This is a genomic window from Pontibacter oryzae, from assembly GCF_003576375.1.
Taxonomy (GTDB): domain Bacteria; phylum Bacteroidota; class Bacteroidia; order Cytophagales; family Hymenobacteraceae; genus Pontibacter; species Pontibacter oryzae.
This window is the reverse complement of record NZ_QWGE01000001.1, coordinates 638,923-654,271: the sequence shown is the minus strand read 5'-3', so window position 1 is coordinate 654,271 and position 15,349 is coordinate 638,923. Positions and strand designations below refer to the sequence as shown.

General features: G+C 50.5%; 11 protein-coding genes. 6 read left to right on the top strand and 5 right to left on the bottom strand.

All coding sequences use genetic code 11. The features are described from left to right. Positions 1 to 17: 17 nt before the first annotated feature. The 5 genes from D1627_RS02655 (at position 18) to D1627_RS02635 (ending at position 6,176) form a co-directional block, all read left to right on the top strand. On the top strand, positions 18 to 1,190 hold the full coding sequence (locus D1627_RS02655) for a glycosyltransferase family 4 protein (RefSeq protein WP_119430650.1): 1,173 nt from the start codon (positions 18 to 20) through the stop codon (positions 1,188 to 1,190). Further along, positions 1,171 to 1,788 (top strand): sugar transferase, encoded by a 618-nt coding sequence (locus D1627_RS02650; protein ID WP_119430649.1) that lies wholly within the window; start codon positions 1,171 to 1,173, stop codon positions 1,786 to 1,788. The genes D1627_RS02655 and D1627_RS02650 overlap by 20 nt, the downstream gene beginning before the upstream one ends. A 251-nt stretch (positions 1,789 to 2,039) precedes the next feature. Then, entirely contained in the window at positions 2,040 to 2,636 is a 597-nt protein-coding gene (locus D1627_RS02645) for an acetyltransferase (RefSeq protein WP_119430648.1), read from the top strand. A gap of 1 nt (position 2,637) precedes the next feature. Beyond that, positions 2,638 to 3,777: a DegT/DnrJ/EryC1/StrS family aminotransferase gene (locus tag D1627_RS02640; RefSeq protein ID WP_119430647.1), complete on the top strand. Its 1,140-nt coding sequence runs from the start codon at positions 2,638 to 2,640 to the stop codon at positions 3,775 to 3,777. A gap of 467 nt (positions 3,778 to 4,244) precedes the next feature. Then, positions 4,245 to 6,176 carry a nucleoside-diphosphate sugar epimerase/dehydratase gene (locus D1627_RS02635; protein ID WP_119430646.1) on the top strand — a complete coding sequence of 644 codons (1,932 nt, stop codon included), beginning with the start codon at positions 4,245 to 4,247 and terminating at the stop codon, positions 6,174 to 6,176. Between the two features lie 122 nt (positions 6,177 to 6,298). Here D1627_RS02635 and D1627_RS02630 read toward each other — a convergent pair whose 3' ends face one another. From D1627_RS02630 to D1627_RS02615, 4 genes are all read right to left on the bottom strand, one after another. Continuing rightward, entirely contained in the window at positions 6,299 to 7,192 is an 894-nt protein-coding gene (locus D1627_RS02630) for a flavin reductase family protein (RefSeq protein ID WP_119430645.1), read from the bottom strand. 141 nt (positions 7,193 to 7,333) lie between these two features. After that, entirely contained in the window at positions 7,334 to 8,605 is a 1,272-nt protein-coding gene (gene fahA / locus D1627_RS02625; protein WP_119430644.1) for a fumarylacetoacetase, read from the bottom strand. 238 nt (positions 8,606 to 8,843) lie between these two features. Further along, positions 8,844 to 9,113 (bottom strand): NifU family protein, encoded by a 270-nt coding sequence (locus tag D1627_RS02620; RefSeq protein ID WP_119430643.1) that lies wholly within the window; start codon positions 9,111 to 9,113, stop codon positions 8,844 to 8,846. Between the two features lie 6 nt (positions 9,114 to 9,119). After that, positions 9,120 to 10,223, bottom strand: a complete 1,104-nt coding sequence (locus tag D1627_RS02615; RefSeq protein ID WP_119430642.1) for an Mrp/NBP35 family ATP-binding protein — start codon at positions 10,221 to 10,223, stop codon at positions 9,120 to 9,122. A 153-nt stretch (positions 10,224 to 10,376) separates the two neighbouring features. Here D1627_RS02615 and D1627_RS02610 point away from each other — a divergent pair, with 153 nt between their 5' ends. After that, positions 10,377 to 10,910 carry an O-acetyl-ADP-ribose deacetylase gene (locus tag D1627_RS02610; protein WP_119430641.1) on the top strand — a complete coding sequence of 178 codons (534 nt, stop codon included), beginning with the start codon at positions 10,377 to 10,379 and terminating at the stop codon, positions 10,908 to 10,910. Positions 10,911 to 11,338: 428 nt separating this feature from the next. On the opposite strand, the gene D1627_RS02605 is transcribed toward D1627_RS02610, so the two are convergent. Next, entirely contained in the window at positions 11,339 to 15,199 is a 3,861-nt protein-coding gene (locus D1627_RS02605) for a phosphodiester glycosidase family protein (protein WP_119430640.1), read from the bottom strand. Between the last annotated feature and the right edge of the window lie 150 nt (positions 15,200 to 15,349).

Genomic DNA, 15,349 nt, shown 5'->3' with positions numbered 1-15,349 from the left:
GCCGGGGTGGGGTAATTATGGCAAAACTTTTCCGCATAACAACAGTACCGCTTTCTCTGCAGAAGCTAATTACGGGGCAGCTGCCCTATATGCGCTCCCGTGGCTTTGAGCCGATCATGATTTCAGCGGATGGTCCGGAAAAGAAAGCTGTGATAGAAGAGCAAGCATGTGCGCACGTGCTGGTGCCAATGACCCGAAAGGTAACGCCGCTGCAGGATCTGAAATCTTTGTGGGCTTTTTACAAACTTTGCAAGCAGCATAGACCGGAGATCATACATTCGCATACTCCGAAGGCGGGCATTATTGGGATGCTTGGCGGAAAACTAGCCGGTGTTCCGGTTCGCCTGCACACGGTGGCCGGACTACCCCTTATGGAAGCAACTGGCGCCAAACGCGTGGTGTTAAATGCCGTGGAGAAGCTAACCTATGCCTGCGCCACCAAAGTATACCCGAACTCGACGGTCTTAAAAGATTTTATACTTAGCAGTGGTTTCTGCGAGCCCGCTAAAGTGAAAGTTATAGGCAACGGAAGCAGCAACGGCATCAACACAGAATTCTTCGCTACAGAAGCCCTGGAGCCCGAAAAGCTGGTACAACTGAAAAAAAACGTAGGCATTCAGCCGGATGATTTTGTATTTGTATTTATTGGCCGGCTTGTAAAAGATAAGGGCATCCGAGAACTGGTTGATGCTTTCAAGGCACTGCATACAAAGTATAGCCAGGCCAAGCTGCTGCTGGTTGGGCCTTTGGAGCAGGATCTGGATCCTTTGCCACCTGAAACGCTTCAGGAAATTGAGTCTAACCCAGCCATACTTTCTGTGGGGTATCAAAATGATGTGCGGCCATACCTGGCCATAAGTCAGGCGCTGGCTTTCCCATCGTACCGTGAGGGCTTCCCGAACGTGCCCATGCAGGCAGGGTGTTTCCATCTGCCAAGCATCGTAACGAATATTAACGGCTGCAACGAAATAATAGTGGAAGGGGAGAATGGCCTGATCATCCCTACGAAAAACATGGAAAAACTGAAGGAGGCGATGGAGCAATTGTTGGCAGATAAAGCACTGTATGCGCATCTGCAAGCTAACGCCCGCCGTATGATCGTTGATCGCTACGACCAGCAGCATTTCTGGGGATTGCTGTATCAGGAGTACCAAGAACATTTAAGCAAGCATGAACTGGCTATACCGTAATTTCCTTAAACGCATTTTCGATTTTATACTTAGCCTAGTGGCTTTTTTGCTGCTGTTCCCTGTCTTCCTGGTTGTAACGGTGTTGCTGTATATTGCCAACCAGGGCAGCCCGTTTTTCCTGCAGCAACGCCCGGGCAAAGGCGGTAAGATATTCAGGGTAATCAAGTATAAAACCATGAACGACCAACGGGATGCGCAAGGCAATTTGTTGCCGGATGAGGTGCGCCTTACAGCTGTCGGGAAGTTCGTGCGTAAAACCTCGCTTGATGAAATTCCGCAGTTGCTGAACGTTATTAAAGGCGACATGTCGCTTATCGGCCCACGGCCATTGTTGGTCGAGTACCTGCCTTTATATGATACGGTGCAAAGCCGCAGGCACGAGGTGCGCCCCGGCATAACAGGTTGGGCTCAGGTAAACGGCCGAAATGCCATTGGCTGGAGCGAGAAGTTCAGGTATGATGTATGGTACGTGGATAACCTCTCGCCATGGCTGGATCTAAAAATCATCTTCCTCACCATTTACAAGATTTTTAAATCAGAAGGAATTAGTGCTGAAGGTGTAGCAACCATGCCTAAGTTTCAGGGCAATAAGCAGTAACTTTAGGTGCGTATGTAGTAGGGATAGGTTGCGACCTGTCCGCGCAGAAGGCAGTGACTTAAAGTATACCTCCGCTGGTGCGAGCTTGTAGCTCGTACTTCGTTAAGATGTAAGGTACGAGCTACAAGCTCGCACCAGCGAAGATGATTGTATGAAGTGACAAGGGAACGATTCGGACAGGTGGCGACCTGTCCCTACAGAATAATCTAAACGCTCTAACTTTTTAACTTTCTAACTTCCAAACTCATCCCATGTATCTCTACGGCGCCAGCGGGCATGCAAAAGTGATTATCGATATCCTGCAAGGAGCAGGAGTAGCTGTTGAGGGTCTGTTTGATGACAACCCGGAGCTAAAGGAGCTCTCAGGGCTGCCCGTGCTGGGAAAGTATAAACCAGGTGAAAAGCTGGAGCAACCATTCATCATTAGCATTGGCCACAACCAGATCAGGCAGAAAATTGCCCAACAACTTGACGTGCGTTTCGGAACTGCTGTTGATAAAACTGCTATCTTGTCGCCAACAGCGCGGGTGGGAGAAGGAACCGTGGTCATGCAGGGCGCTATCTTACAAGCTGATGCCGTAGTTGGCAAGCATGCCATTATAAATACCAGTGCTAAAGTAGATCATGATTGCGTGATCGGTGACTTCGCGCATATCTCGCCCGGCGCGGTGCTATGCGGTAACGTGCACGTAGGCGAGGGCAGTTGGATTGGCGCCGGAGCAGTGGTGGTGCCGGGCGTGCGTATAGGGAAATGGTGTACCGTAGGTGCCGGGGCAGTTGTTATCCGCGACTTGCCAGATAAAGTAGTAGCTGTTGGCAACCCATCAAAGATTATAAAACATTGTTAATATGAACGAAAAAATATGGCTCTCTTCGCCACACATGGGCGATAACGAGTTTAAATACGTGCAAGAGGCCTTCGAAACCAACTGGATTGCACCTTTGGGCCCACACGTAAATGGTCTTGAAGAAGATATTGCCGCTTATTTAGGAGAGGATGTACATGTGGCAGCGCTAAGCTCAGGTACGGCTGCCCTGCATTTGGCCTTAATCATACTTGGTGTAAAGGCCGGTGACGAGGTAATTTGTCAGACAATGACCTTCTCGGCCTCTGCCAACCCCATTGCCTACCAGGGTGCTACACCGGTGTTTGTAGACAGCGAGGAGCAGACCTGGAACATGTCGCCGGAGCACCTGGAGGCAGCTATTCAGGACCGGTTAGCTTTGGGCAAAAAGCCCAAAGCCATCATTGTCGTTCATCTTTATGGCATGCCCGCGCAGATGGACCGCATCATGGCCATCGCTGACAAGTATGAAATACCTGTCGTAGAAGACGCCGCGGAGGCCTTAGGCTCATCATACAAAGGGCAGAAGCTGGGTACGTTTGGGGCCATGAGCATACTTTCCTTTAACGGTAATAAAATCATTACCACATCAGGCGGAGGAGCTCTGATCTCTAAAAATGAGGAATGGATAAAGCAGTCGCGTTTTCTGGCTACGCAGGCCCGGGATAACGCCCCGCATTACCAGCACTCGCATATTGGCTATAACTACCGCATGAGCAATATTTGCGCGGGTATTGGCCGCGGACAGATGGAGGTGCTTCCGCAGCGTGTAGAAAAGCGCCGCAGCAATTATGAGTTTTATAAGGAAACCTTTGCCGGGGTTGATTCCATGCGTTTTGCTGAGGAGCCCAATGAAGACTACTACTCTAACAGATGGCTTAGCACCGTTATGATTGAGGGCGGTGAGATAGATAGAGAAACCCTGCGTTTGCACCTGGAGCAGGATAATATCGAATCAAGGCCGCTATGGAAGCCAATGCACCTGCAGCCTGTTTTTGCTGACGCCCCTTTTTATGGCGATGGAACCAGCGAACGCTTGTTTGAGAATGGTCTATGCCTGCCTTCGGGCTCCAATCTTACAAATACAGACTTAGATAGAGTAAAAAAACGAATGCTTGAGGCATTGCACCCCAAGCAAGTATAAGCCAAGGTTTAAACATTGTAATAATCATATAGCCCCTGGAATAAAGTTTTCTAGGGGCTATTGTTTTTTTGTAGAACAGTAATACTATCAGATTGTTAGCGCATGCAAGGATAGTCAGATTTAAATATTACTTTTGCACTGTAATTAGTAGCATTGGCCTTAGTCTAAAAAATTAACTCTTGAATATAGTGTTAATTTAATGTATAAAACTATAATTAAATACAGAGTTTTTTGACAAGCAAAACTAAACTTTTTCCCTTGCGTTCTAACTTAACAGTTAAACCCAAGCATGCATTCTGATGCTTATGTGAGGCCTTGAAGTTAATATCCTTTGGGAGAATAATAGTATCTTTACAATTAAGGTTTAGTTGCGTATAGGTAAAGGTTTAAATAAAGAACAGCTTTTGCATGTTGTTGGTTTGTGTAAAGCAGGCGGTGGCTGTGCAAATTTTGTGCATTAATATAGTATGAAAATTTTTCTGAATAAGTCCCTTCCGAAGTGGATAGTATTGCTTATGGATCAGCTGGTGATGAGTTGGTCTTTTGCACTCTCTTTCTTCATCATTAAACAGTTTGAGTTCGAGGAGATTATGCGCGGGCACTTTCTGGTTTATATTGGGCTGTTCGGGGTAATTTCCCTTATTACCTTTTACTCCATGCGGGTGCACACTGGGCTTATCCGCTACTCCAGCATCTACGATATTTACCGCATTTTCTCAGCCGTGCTTGTTACAAGCATGGTATATGCTGCCTTGGTTGGTTTCTGGGTTTCTCCAGTGCATAAAATTGATTCGGTAAATATCTATCTTGTCCTGCTTATTAGTTTTTTTGTATCGGCTACGCTGCTTACGCTCATTAGAATGGGGGCGAAAGCTATTTTCTTATACTTAAAGCGTGGTGGCCCTGGAAAGCATGAGCGTGTGCTTATTTATGGCGCCAATGGCCATTCGATCCTGCTAAAGCAAGCCTTAGAAACCAGCGAGATGAACCGCTTTACCATTGTGGGCTTTATCGATGAGAATCCTAATAAGACTGATAAAGACATTCACCAGAAAAGGGTATACCACATCAGTGATTTAGATAGGCTGCAGCAAAAGCAAAAGGTAGACAAACTGATTGTATTTGCAGATGACCTGAAAACGGATGACCTGAAGGAGTTTATTGAAAGATGCGTGGAGCTTGGTATTAAGGTACTCACGGTGCCTCCCACCGAGCAATGGATGTCGGGGCAGCTTAGCCTAACCCAGATGCGTGACCTGCGCATCGAGGACCTGTTGCAACGCCCACCAATCGTGATAGAAAACAACCGCATCAGTAGCGACCTGAAAGGCAAGCGTGTGCTGGTAACTGGCGGTGCAGGCTCTATTGGCTCCGAGATTGTGCGGCAAGTTCTAAGCTATAATCCGGCTTTGGTGGTAGTTTGCGACCAGGCGGAGTCTCCGCTGCATGAGTTGCAATTGGAGATGGAAGAAGCTTTTCCAGGGGCAAACATGGCCATCTTTATCGGTGATATTACGAACTCAAACCGAATGTATACTTTGTTTAAGGATTATGCCCCAGAAGTAGTGTATCATGCAGCGGCCTACAAACATGTGCCGATGATGGAAAATAACCCATGCGAGGCCATTATGACCAACGTAATTGGAACGCGCAACTTAGCAGACCTCTCGCTTACCTTTGATGTTGAGAAGTTCGTGATGATCTCTACGGACAAGGCTGTGAACCCTACCAATATCATGGGCACTTCTAAGCGTATCGCTGAGATTTATATACAGTCTCTCAACAACCTGCACCATGGCAAAGTAAACGGAAATACACACCCATATACCAAAGTATCGCAGACCAAGTTTATCACGACACGCTTCGGAAACGTGCTTGGCTCTAACGGCTCAGTTATTCCGCGTTTCAGGCAGCAGATTGAGCGTGGCGGGCCGCTTACCGTAACACACCCCGACATTACCCGATATTTTATGACAATACCAGAAGCCGTGCAACTGGTACTGGAAGCTGGAACCATGGGTAATGGTGGTGAGATCTTTATCTTTGATATGGGTGAGCCTGTGAGGATTGTGGACCTGGCCCGCAAGATGATCAAACTGGCCGGGCTGGTCCCGGAAGTGGATATTCCGATTACATTTACTGGCTTAAGGCCGGGTGAGAAACTGTACGAAGAATTGCTTAACGAAGAGGAGCAAACCATCCCGACGCATCATAGCAAGATCAAAATTTCAAAGGTCAGAAAGTATAGCTATGATATCGTAGTAAATGATATTGATGAACTAGTGAAGCTCAATAAAACAAAAGATGAGCTCCAGGTTGTCAGAAAGATGAAGCAGATCGTACCGGAGTATATCAGCAAAAACTCCCGGTTCGAGGAGCTGGATCTCCAAACGACATAACGAGGAAGTATAAAATGAAGAAGGCCCGCAGTTTTGGGGGCCTTCTTCGTTTTATACTTTCCGATTAGTAATAATGCAAGATAACTGCTTTTTCTAGTTTAAGAGCCTACTGTTGGCATACTTTATTTACTCAGCAAAAGCACCTTCCAGGCTTCTTGCACCTGGTTATCTTCCAGCAGCTTTTTACCGAGTTGCTGAAGCTCCTGTTTTAGCTTTTCTGTGTCGGCTTTATACTTGTTGAGAGTATAGCTCACTATAGGATTAGCCTTAAACCCTTCAACCTCTGAAGCAGAAGGTATGGATTCTGTGTTGCCTAGCCTGGCCAGGTTATTACCCGTCAGGATCTCGCTGTTTCTGATAAAATCAGGCAGTTGATCGATGCCGATTCCTTTGTTACGGATAGGCTTTGGCAGCTCAAAAATGCAGTCGCCGTTTGCACGGAGGTAGTAGTCGCCGCCCATGCGTGCCACCGCATCCAACTTAAAAGGATCGATCTTGCCTGTCTCATCCAAAATCTCATCCTTTACATGTATCAGCAAAACCTCGCAGATAACTAAATTGCCTGCGCCTCCTTCAGGACCCAAACTGATCACGTCATTCACTTTGCACTCAAAAGCAACCGGTGCCTCCAGTACGCGTGGTGGCTTCACCAATACTGATGCCTCCGGGGTTAAGCCAGCCTTCACAAACTCATTTATGCCATGATCATACTCTGTGCTGGCCAGCGACATCTGCTCCACAAGGTCGTAGTTGGCAATGTTGATGACCACTTCGCGTGTCTCCAGCACGTTTTCCAAAGTATGTTTTGAGGTATTATCGCGCACGCGCCGGGCCGGTGAAAACACAAGTATGGGGGGCTTGGCACTGAACACGTTAAAAAAACTGAACGGGCTCAGGTTTACGTTTCCTTGCGCATCGGTGGTACTGGCAAAGGCTATGGGGCGCGGCGCAATGGCTCCCAAAAGCAAGGCGTGTACTTCCGCTGTTTTTACGTCCTGTGGGTCTATGGTAGGCATGGGAGTTTGGGAGTTAGAGAGTTTAGGAGTTAGAGAGTTTGGGAGGTTGAGAGTTAAAAAGTTAGAGAGTTAAATTGGTTAATCAACAAAAATGATTTAGCATGGTCCTAACAATTAGCAATTATCAATTAGCAACCAGCCTTACACTGCCGGTAAAACCGTTGTATTAACCTCACCGAAGCCGATCCGGATGCCGTGGTGCTCGCTGTAACCGCGCATGATCACGGTGTCGCCGTCGTTGATGAACTTGCGCTCAGAGCCATCGGAAAGCTGGATAGGGTTGGTGCCGCGCCAGGTAAGCTCCAGCATAGAGCCGTAAGAGCCTTTGTCGGCCCCGCTGATGGTGCCCGAAGCATACATATCGCCGACCTGAATGTTACAGCCGTTGCTGCTCTGGTGCGCGAGCTGCTGGCTCATGTTCCAGTACATATATTTGTAGTTAGAGCGGCAGATGCTGTTCTCCGAGCCACTGTCTGGTTGGAGCAGTACTTCCAGGTTGATGTCGTAGTTATGGTTGCCGGTAAACTCCAGGTATGGCAACGGCTTTGGGTCTTGCTCGGGGCCTTTCACGCGGAATGGCTCCAGGGCATCCAAGGTTACTACCCAAGGAGATATGGAGGAGCCAAAGCTTTTCGCCAGAAATGGCCCCAAAGGCACATATTCCCAGGTTTGCATGTCGCGTGCCGACCAATCGTTGAACAGCACAAGCCCGAAAATATAATCGCTGGCCTCGTTTGGAGTGATGCTCTCCCCTAGCTTGGTTTCCTTGCCGGTAATAAAAGCTACTTCCAGCTCAAAATCCAGGAGCTTAGTAGGGCCAAAGGTCGGGGCCTCGGCATCAGGTGCTTTGGTCTGGCCTTTAGGGCGATGAATAGGCGTGCCAGACACCACAATGGAAGAGGCGCGGCCATGATACCCGATCGGGATGTGTTTCCAGTTTGGCAGCAGCGCATTTTTAGGATCCCGGAACATGGTGCCCACATTGGTGGCGTGCTCAATGCTGGAGTAAAAGTCTGTATAGTTGCCAACCTTCACCGGGAGCAGCATTTCTGCCTCGCTTTGCAGCACCAGCACGGCCCTAATCAGCTCGCTGTTCCCGCTGATCTCTTCGTTGTCGTTGCGGAGCAGCTCGGACACGCGGTTTCTTACGGCGCGCCAAACCGGTCTGCCCAGGGCAATAAAGTCGTTTAAGGATGGCTTATGGAAAACGGTTGGATCAAGGTCTATCAACTCGAAAAAATCGCGGCGGCCCAGCTCGCACAAGTCCAGGATATACTTTCCGATGGCAACACCTACGCGTGGGTCACGGTCCGGGGTGGTGAAAATGCCAAAGGGCAGGTTTTGGATCGGGAAATCGCTGTGGGTATCTATTTCAATCCAGGAGTGCAGCGTTGGGTCGTTGGCTTTTATCATAGTATCGGGTAGTTCAAGGTTATCTTTACAAAGATAAGATTTTTAGCCGCTGATGGTAGCTGTTTGCAGCTTTTTGCATATACCCATTTGATAAGCAAGTATGAACTTGGCGATAACACTAATGCCGCATGAAAGGCAGGTTAAGTGCTTTTAGGTTGATGCCTGCCTTCTCAGTAAGTATAAAAAAGGCCCGGCTACTACTGCAGCCGGGCCTCCTATATGGTTTGTGCCGTTGTGGTTAAACCACGGTAGGCGTAATGTTCACAGCCTCTACAGCTCTGATTTCTGGTACAGCTTTTAACACAGACTGCTCTACGCCGGCCTTCAAGGTCATGGTAGACATGGGGCAGGAGCCACACGCACCAAGCAATTCAAGCTTCAGCACCATATCGTCTGTTACTTCCAATACTTTCACGTTGCCGCCGTCTGCCTCTAGGTAAGGCCTGATTTGGTCGAGGGCCGACTCGATGCGGAACATGAAATTCTGATCTTCGTTTAGGGCTGCCATTTATTCTTAGCTTTTGATTTCTACTGGTTTCGTTTTGGCCATGGTAGCGTTGCGCAGCGATACCTGCTGTGCTACAGACTGGGCCAACTCTCTGAAAACACCGCTAGCCGGCGAATCGTTCTGTAATACTACAGGAGTTCCGGTGTCGCCGCTCTCTCGGATGCCCTGCACCAGCGGTACCTGGCCTAAAAGTGCCACGTTATACTTGTCAGCCAGCTCTTTACCGCCGCCTTCTCCAAAAATGTAATATTTATTCTCCGGAAGTTCCGCTGGTGTAAAGTACGCCATATTTTCCACAACGCCCAACACAGGCACGTTAATCTGTGGCTGGCGGAACATCTGCAAACCTTTCATGGCATCAGCAAGGGCTACTTTCTGAGGCGTGGTTACAATTACGGCTCCGGTTACCGGAAGGGCCTGCACCATAGTTAAGTGGATGTCTGAAGTTCCCGGAGGAAGGTCCAGCAGCAGGTAGTCCAGTTCGCCCCACTCCACGTCAGAAATAAACTGGCGGAGCGCTGAGCTGGCCATTGGTCCGCGCCACACAATGGCACCATCCGCAGGCGTCAGGAAACCGATCGACATCATCTTGATGCCATACTTCTCTACCGGTACAATGTAGTTCTTGCCATGGTCGCCTTGGATCATGCGTGGGCGCTCATCTTCCACGCCAAACATTGTCGGGATGGATGGGCCGGAAATATCAGCATCGATCAAACCTACTCTTGCACCGCTCTCTGCCAGGGCTATAGCCAGGTTAGAGGTTACCGTAGATTTACCCACGCCGCCTTTACCCGAGGCAACGGCAATAATATTCTTAACACCGCGCAGCACCTCAGAGGTATCGCCGCGGCCTGACGTCACGCGCGAGGTCATGTTCACGGTTACCTCGGCCTCTTTGTCCACCATGGTATGGATTGCCGTTACGCAGGCGTTGCGTATCAGGTCCTTAAGTGGGCAGGCCGGTGTGGTCAGGATCACGGTAAAGCTCACGTTCTTGCCGTTAACTTCTACGTCCTCGATCATGTTCAGCGTAACCAGGTCTTTGCCCAGATCCGGCTCCTCTACATAGCTGAGGGCTTTTAATATATCTTCTTTCGTAATTGCCATATATGTATGCTTTCGAATCGCGCTGCAAAGATACAAACAAAATTCTCCTCCTGAAAAGGCAGCGCGTATACTGTGCAACAAGTATGGCTAAGTATAAGTTTTATGAAGTTGATAGATGCCCCTGGAGGGGTGGCCTAAGTATAAAATAGAGTGATGAAAACAGGAAAGACAAGTATAACCGTGCAGCAAGGCGACATTACAAAAGTGCAAGCCGATGCAATTGTGAATGCAGCTAACAGCAGTTTGCTGGGCGGGGGCGGCGTTGATGGCGCCATCCATAGGGCAGGCGGGCCGCAAATTCTGGAGGAGTGCAAGCAGATACGCGCCCGACAGGGTGGTTGCCCCACCGGAGAGGCCGTGATAACGACAGGCGGAAAGCTGCCTGCGGCGCACGTTATCCATACCGTTGGGCCCGTGTGGGGCGGGGGCAGCAAAGGCGAGCCGGATCTGCTGGCAAACTGCTACCGCAACACCCTAAAGCTGGCAGAGGAAAAGAGGCTGCAACGTATAGCATTCCCCAACATCAGCACCGGCGTGTACGGTTACCCAAAGGATAAAGCCGCCCAGGTAGCCGTGGATGCTGTAAAATCATACTTTAAAAACCACGATTCAAATATAAAAGAGGTGATTTTTGTATGCTTTGATGCAGAGAATTACAGGTTATATGATGATCTGCTGAAGGGGTAAAGTTGCAGCGATTACTACGCAGCTGTTCCGGACATCCCTGTCCGGAACCAACCTGAAGCGGATTTTCTAATCTGCACATGCTACACCTTATACTTGTGTCGGATTGGTTTATACGTTGGCTAGCCGACTTACCTTAAGTTGTTTTTCTGATTTCGCAGAAAGCCAGTTGCAAACTGGCAAGTATGCAAAGCCACAAATTGAAAACTTGCGCCATGGACATGAGCTTCGATTCTAGCTTTCTTTTGGCCCTGCGGGCCAGTTGCGTCGGAGACTCAACATTTATTGGTAGGCACGAATCTGGAGATTCGCGCCAGGTGCGTTAGGTTTTTGTTGGTTTTAGAATGAGTTAGGTTACTTTTGAAGCTTGTTATGAGATGATGGCCGATTCCCAAAAATCATACTTCTAACCCAAAGTCAAAAGCAAACCACTACTTAGCTGAAGCGGTGCCTCCTTCCTTTTTCAGGACATACCTGTAAAAGCCGCCTTCTTTGTCCCAGCTGCAGAAAATGAGCGTGTCGCCGTTGGCTGATACGCCCAAGCCTCTGGCTTCGGCGCCGTTCAGCTCAGGCAGCGGGAGTGTCCACATTTTCTTTGTCTGCTCATCTCTTACATGGAAGGTGGCCGGAACCACGCCACTGGAGCGCACGGCTGTCCAGAGGGTGTTGCCGGGGCCAACCTCAATGGCATTGCAGCCTGCGGCAATACTGCTGATATTCTCCTGCATGTCATACGTGCTGCCATCTTTGCTGCTGTAAACCTGGATGTAAGGGCTGCCGGGGTTTGGGAAGTATAGCGTAAGGCCATCGGGGGACATGGCAAACTCGCGGGCAAGGATGCGGCCAGGCAATTCTACTGTGCGGAGCAGCTCGAACGTATGTGGCTGGGTTTTGCTTTGCTGCAACACGTAGTTCGGGTCTTCGCCGAACAGCGACATGGCATAGATCTCGCCCTTCTCGTTTGCGCGCGGTGAGGTAATGGCCCGCCCATTCCCCGGAACCTCCCAGGCGGCCATGCCTTTGCCAGTGGCTGCATCGATCTTAAGCAGCGTGCGGTTTCTGGCGATAAGTATGTTTCCGTCTGCATCCAGGCCCATCCCTCCAATGGTGCTCAAATTGTACGTTTCGCCGTTTACGCTAACCTGTGTGAGAGGGGAGAAGGGCGCATCCGAGCCATCAGCGTTCTGAATGTATAAGGTGCCATCGTAGCTTGCCAGCCACAGTTTGCCATACTTATCCCACTTTGCGCCATAGCCAGCGCCTGTTTCCTGAATTTTCCCAGCGAAAACGTAGTTTGGCGCTGGAACTTCCACGAAATCCTCTAGCGGTTCGGTGCTTTTCATGAGTTGTAGCGCTGAGGTTGGGCCTGTGCTTAGGTGTTTGCCATCGGTGGTAAGTATGCGCTGGTAAAACGTAATTGGCTGGCCAACGGCAGTGCTTCCCAACAAGGCAAACCAGTCCTGTTCCTGCAGTTTTATACTTGTTTCCCGGCCCGTGGGCTTGTTCCAAATCACATCTGTAAAGTCCTTGTCGCGGGCCAGTTGGTAAGTATAGGCTAGTACGTCGCCGTCTTGGTCTGCCGCTTTCTCCCAGCTAACTTTAAAAAGGGCTTCGGTTTGGCGCACGGCATACACGTTGCGGCTGTTGTGCGATCTTACAGCAACTGCGGCAGGTGCCTGGTTGCTTGCAGGGTAAAACTGGGCGCGAAGTTGTTGCGCTGTGCCTATGCCAACATATAAAGCGCCAGCAGAAAGTAATTCCTGCAGGTCTTCGGTCAGCTCAAATTTGCCGCTAAAGCTGCCTTTTCGGGCATTTACTTTTAGCGGATAAAGCAGTTGGCCTTGCTGCAGGTGCTGCCCGCGGTAAAGGCCAGCCGTGGTTTCGTGCCTGTTAAGTTTGATTTTAGGGTCTGTTATGGCGCCTGAAAGGTATAGCTTATCGCCTTTTATCGTTGCTGTTGCGCTGCCCGAGCCAGTTTGCGGAGTGTCTGTGGTATAAAACGTACCAGTTGCCTGCTCCGCGAGCGGCACATCCCGACGAAGCAGAAAGCCGTTTTCTCCGGTGATGATGGCTGGTAATTCACGCTCATCGAACACGGCCAGACGTTCCGCTTTTTCCGCCCCGATAGCATATGTGGTATAGATCACGGTGTCCTGCTCGTAAAACACATCCATCAAGGTAATAGTATTGGCTGGCGCCTTATCTAAAGTAAGCCACGAGCGCGGCCCGGAGCCTGCTGCCCCGGCATTCAGCAGCTCCAGCGCGCCGCGCTTGCCTGGGTAATAGGCATGCTGGTGGCCACTGATGTAGGTATGCACCTGGTACTTCTGAAGCAGTTGGCGCAGCTTTTCGGGGTTTTGAAGCAGGTTGCCTTTGGAGTCGCGGCCTTGCGCCACACTGTAAAGCGGCATGTGGCCCAGCACAAACCTGAATTTAGCCTGTTGAGCCCGTGGCGTGGCAAACTGCCTGGCCAGCCACTGCAGGTTCTCTTCGGTGATCTCCGGTGAGGAGGCCTCCCAGGACACAAAAAAGGCATCGCCGTGCACAAAAGAGTAATAGTACGGGAAGTGGCTTTTGTCGATAAACTGCAGAGCGGGCAGGTTTTGAGGCTTGGTCCAGTAAGTGCCGGCCGCCTCGCGCTCTACCTGAAAGGAGCGGGAACCGTCGTGGTTGCCCAGCGTGAAGGCAAAGGGAAGCCCGGTCTTGCGGAGCGGCGCGGCAATGTGCTCCTCAAAGCCCTGCCACATCTTTTCCAGCGCTTCTGCCTCCGGCACACCCTGCCCAGCCACCATATCACCGCCACAAACCACCAAATCAGGTTGCCAGATGCGCGGGATCCGCTGGATGATGCTGTCTACCTGCCACTCATAAGTTGCCGCTCCCAGGCCGGAGTTCAGGTCGCTGATAACGGCCAGGCGCAGGTCGCCACGGCGGGCGGGCATTTCGGGGAAGGTTTCGAGGGCAACCAGGCGCACGGCATCGGTCACTACTTTTTTACCCTTGCCTTGTGCCAGCACTTCCAGGTAATCCTCGGGACTAAGTATAAAATTGCCCAGCACGTTCCAGCGCCCGCTAGTGGCAAAGCTATCCTGGTGTAAGTATAAAGTGTCTGTTTTTTGCCCGCGGTGCAGCACGTAGGGTATCTCCGAGGCATTTGTGCTGGTATCCACGGTCCACCAGGTGGCCAATTGGTACTTGCCTGTGGTTATGCTCTGGAAAGTATAAGTGGCGCTGTTATGCGTGTTGGCCGTTGCCTGCCGGGATAGGGTGGTGCCGTAAAAGTTGGCGTGGTTGGTATCGCGCCAAAGGCCCCGCTCGGTATAGTATGGGCTGTCGGTATCGATGTAGGTAATCTTGCGTTTCGGGCTTTTCTCCAGCTCCGTTAGTACCAGGGCAGTTGCGTTTCGGCGCAGGCTGTTGCGGTTTCCGTTGGGCACATCCACGGGCAGGTTCACTACCTCATCTGCCGCCACCATGGCCGAGGAGCCGCCGCCGTCCAGGTTCAGGGCATCAATGCAGCCGAGCTCCTGCATCATCTGGGCAAGCTCCACGGTGGTAACTCCTGCGCTGGCACCCTGGCGGCCATCCACAACCATCGTTACCAAAGTATGCTCGTTTAGGTAGCCAATGGCAGAGCGCGGGTTGCGGCCACGGTGCGACACGCCAAAGCCCTCAATTTCGCCCACATCTAGCACCTTTCGGTTTTTCACTAACACCGGCCCGCCGCCCACAGCCTGGCTAGGCAGCCAACGTGTGCCGGCTTTAGCCGTTGGTGCCTGTTGCCCGGCTTTATGAGGTTGCTCATACTTGTAGATCAAATTGCCGGTTGGGTTGGCCGTCCAGGTTATCTCAGGTTTGCCGTTTACCAGGCCAAAAGCGCCACGGGTTATAAACCGCTCATGATATTTGCTGATGCCGGGGGCTTTCACGTCGCCATCGGCCACATACAGGCTCACCGAGGAGGTAGGCGCAAAGTATCCGCCGTTGATGGCAAAGATCGCATCGTACTGGTCGTAAGCCTGCTTGGTGGTTTGCCGGTTCGCCGGGTCGCCAACGGCCCGCAGTTGCAGGTTTTTATCGCGCAGGTCGATGGTGGTGTACATGGCCCGCACCGGCGCTCCGTCTGCCAGTTGGCCGTTGGTCTCATACGCGCGTACCGAAGGTGGTAGCAGCACGTTCAGGTCCTGGCGGGGTTGCCAGCTTAGGTTCAGTTGCTGTGCCTGCGCAAGCTGAGGGAGCAGGCAAAGTATAAAAAAGGAGAGCAGCGAGGGCCAGGTGCTTTGCTTTTTCATAGTATGGCGTGGGTTAGTTTTTCTGATGAATGGATAACCTTAATAAATGCGCGCTTGCTTGATAAGCTAAAGATAGTAAATCTTTTATACTTAATGTTTTAACAGAGATGTTTTCTGAGATGGCTCCCGCGCACAAGTATAAAATGACAC

Excerpts from the sequence above, each read along its gene's own strand:
- D1627_RS02620 (WP_119430643.1), bottom strand. The coding sequence starts at position 9,113 with ATGGCAGCCCTAAACGAAGATCAGAATTTCATGTTCCGCATCGAGTCG.
- fahA (WP_119430644.1), bottom strand. The coding sequence starts at position 8,605 with ATGATAAAAGCCAACGACCCAACGCTGCACTCCTGGATTGAAATAGAT.
- D1627_RS02650 (WP_119430649.1), top strand. The coding sequence starts at position 1,171 with ATGAACTGGCTATACCGTAATTTCCTTAAACGCATTTTCGATTTTATA.
- D1627_RS02610 (WP_119430641.1), top strand. The coding sequence starts at position 10,377 with ATGAAAACAGGAAAGACAAGTATAACCGTGCAGCAAGGCGACATTACA.
- D1627_RS02635 (WP_119430646.1), top strand. The coding sequence starts at position 4,245 with ATGAAAATTTTTCTGAATAAGTCCCTTCCGAAGTGGATAGTATTGCTT.
- D1627_RS02640 (WP_119430647.1), top strand. The coding sequence starts at position 2,638 with ATGAACGAAAAAATATGGCTCTCTTCGCCACACATGGGCGATAACGAG.
- D1627_RS02615 (WP_119430642.1), bottom strand. The coding sequence starts at position 10,223 with ATGGCAATTACGAAAGAAGATATATTAAAAGCCCTCAGCTATGTAGAG.
- D1627_RS02605 (WP_119430640.1), bottom strand. The coding sequence starts at position 15,199 with ATGAAAAAGCAAAGCACCTGGCCCTCGCTGCTCTCCTTTTTTATACTT.
- D1627_RS02645 (WP_119430648.1), top strand. The coding sequence starts at position 2,040 with ATGTATCTCTACGGCGCCAGCGGGCATGCAAAAGTGATTATCGATATC.
- D1627_RS02630 (WP_119430645.1), bottom strand. The coding sequence starts at position 7,192 with ATGCCTACCATAGACCCACAGGACGTAAAAACAGCGGAAGTACACGCC.
- D1627_RS02655 (WP_119430650.1), top strand. The coding sequence starts at position 18 with ATGGCAAAACTTTTCCGCATAACAACAGTACCGCTTTCTCTGCAGAAG.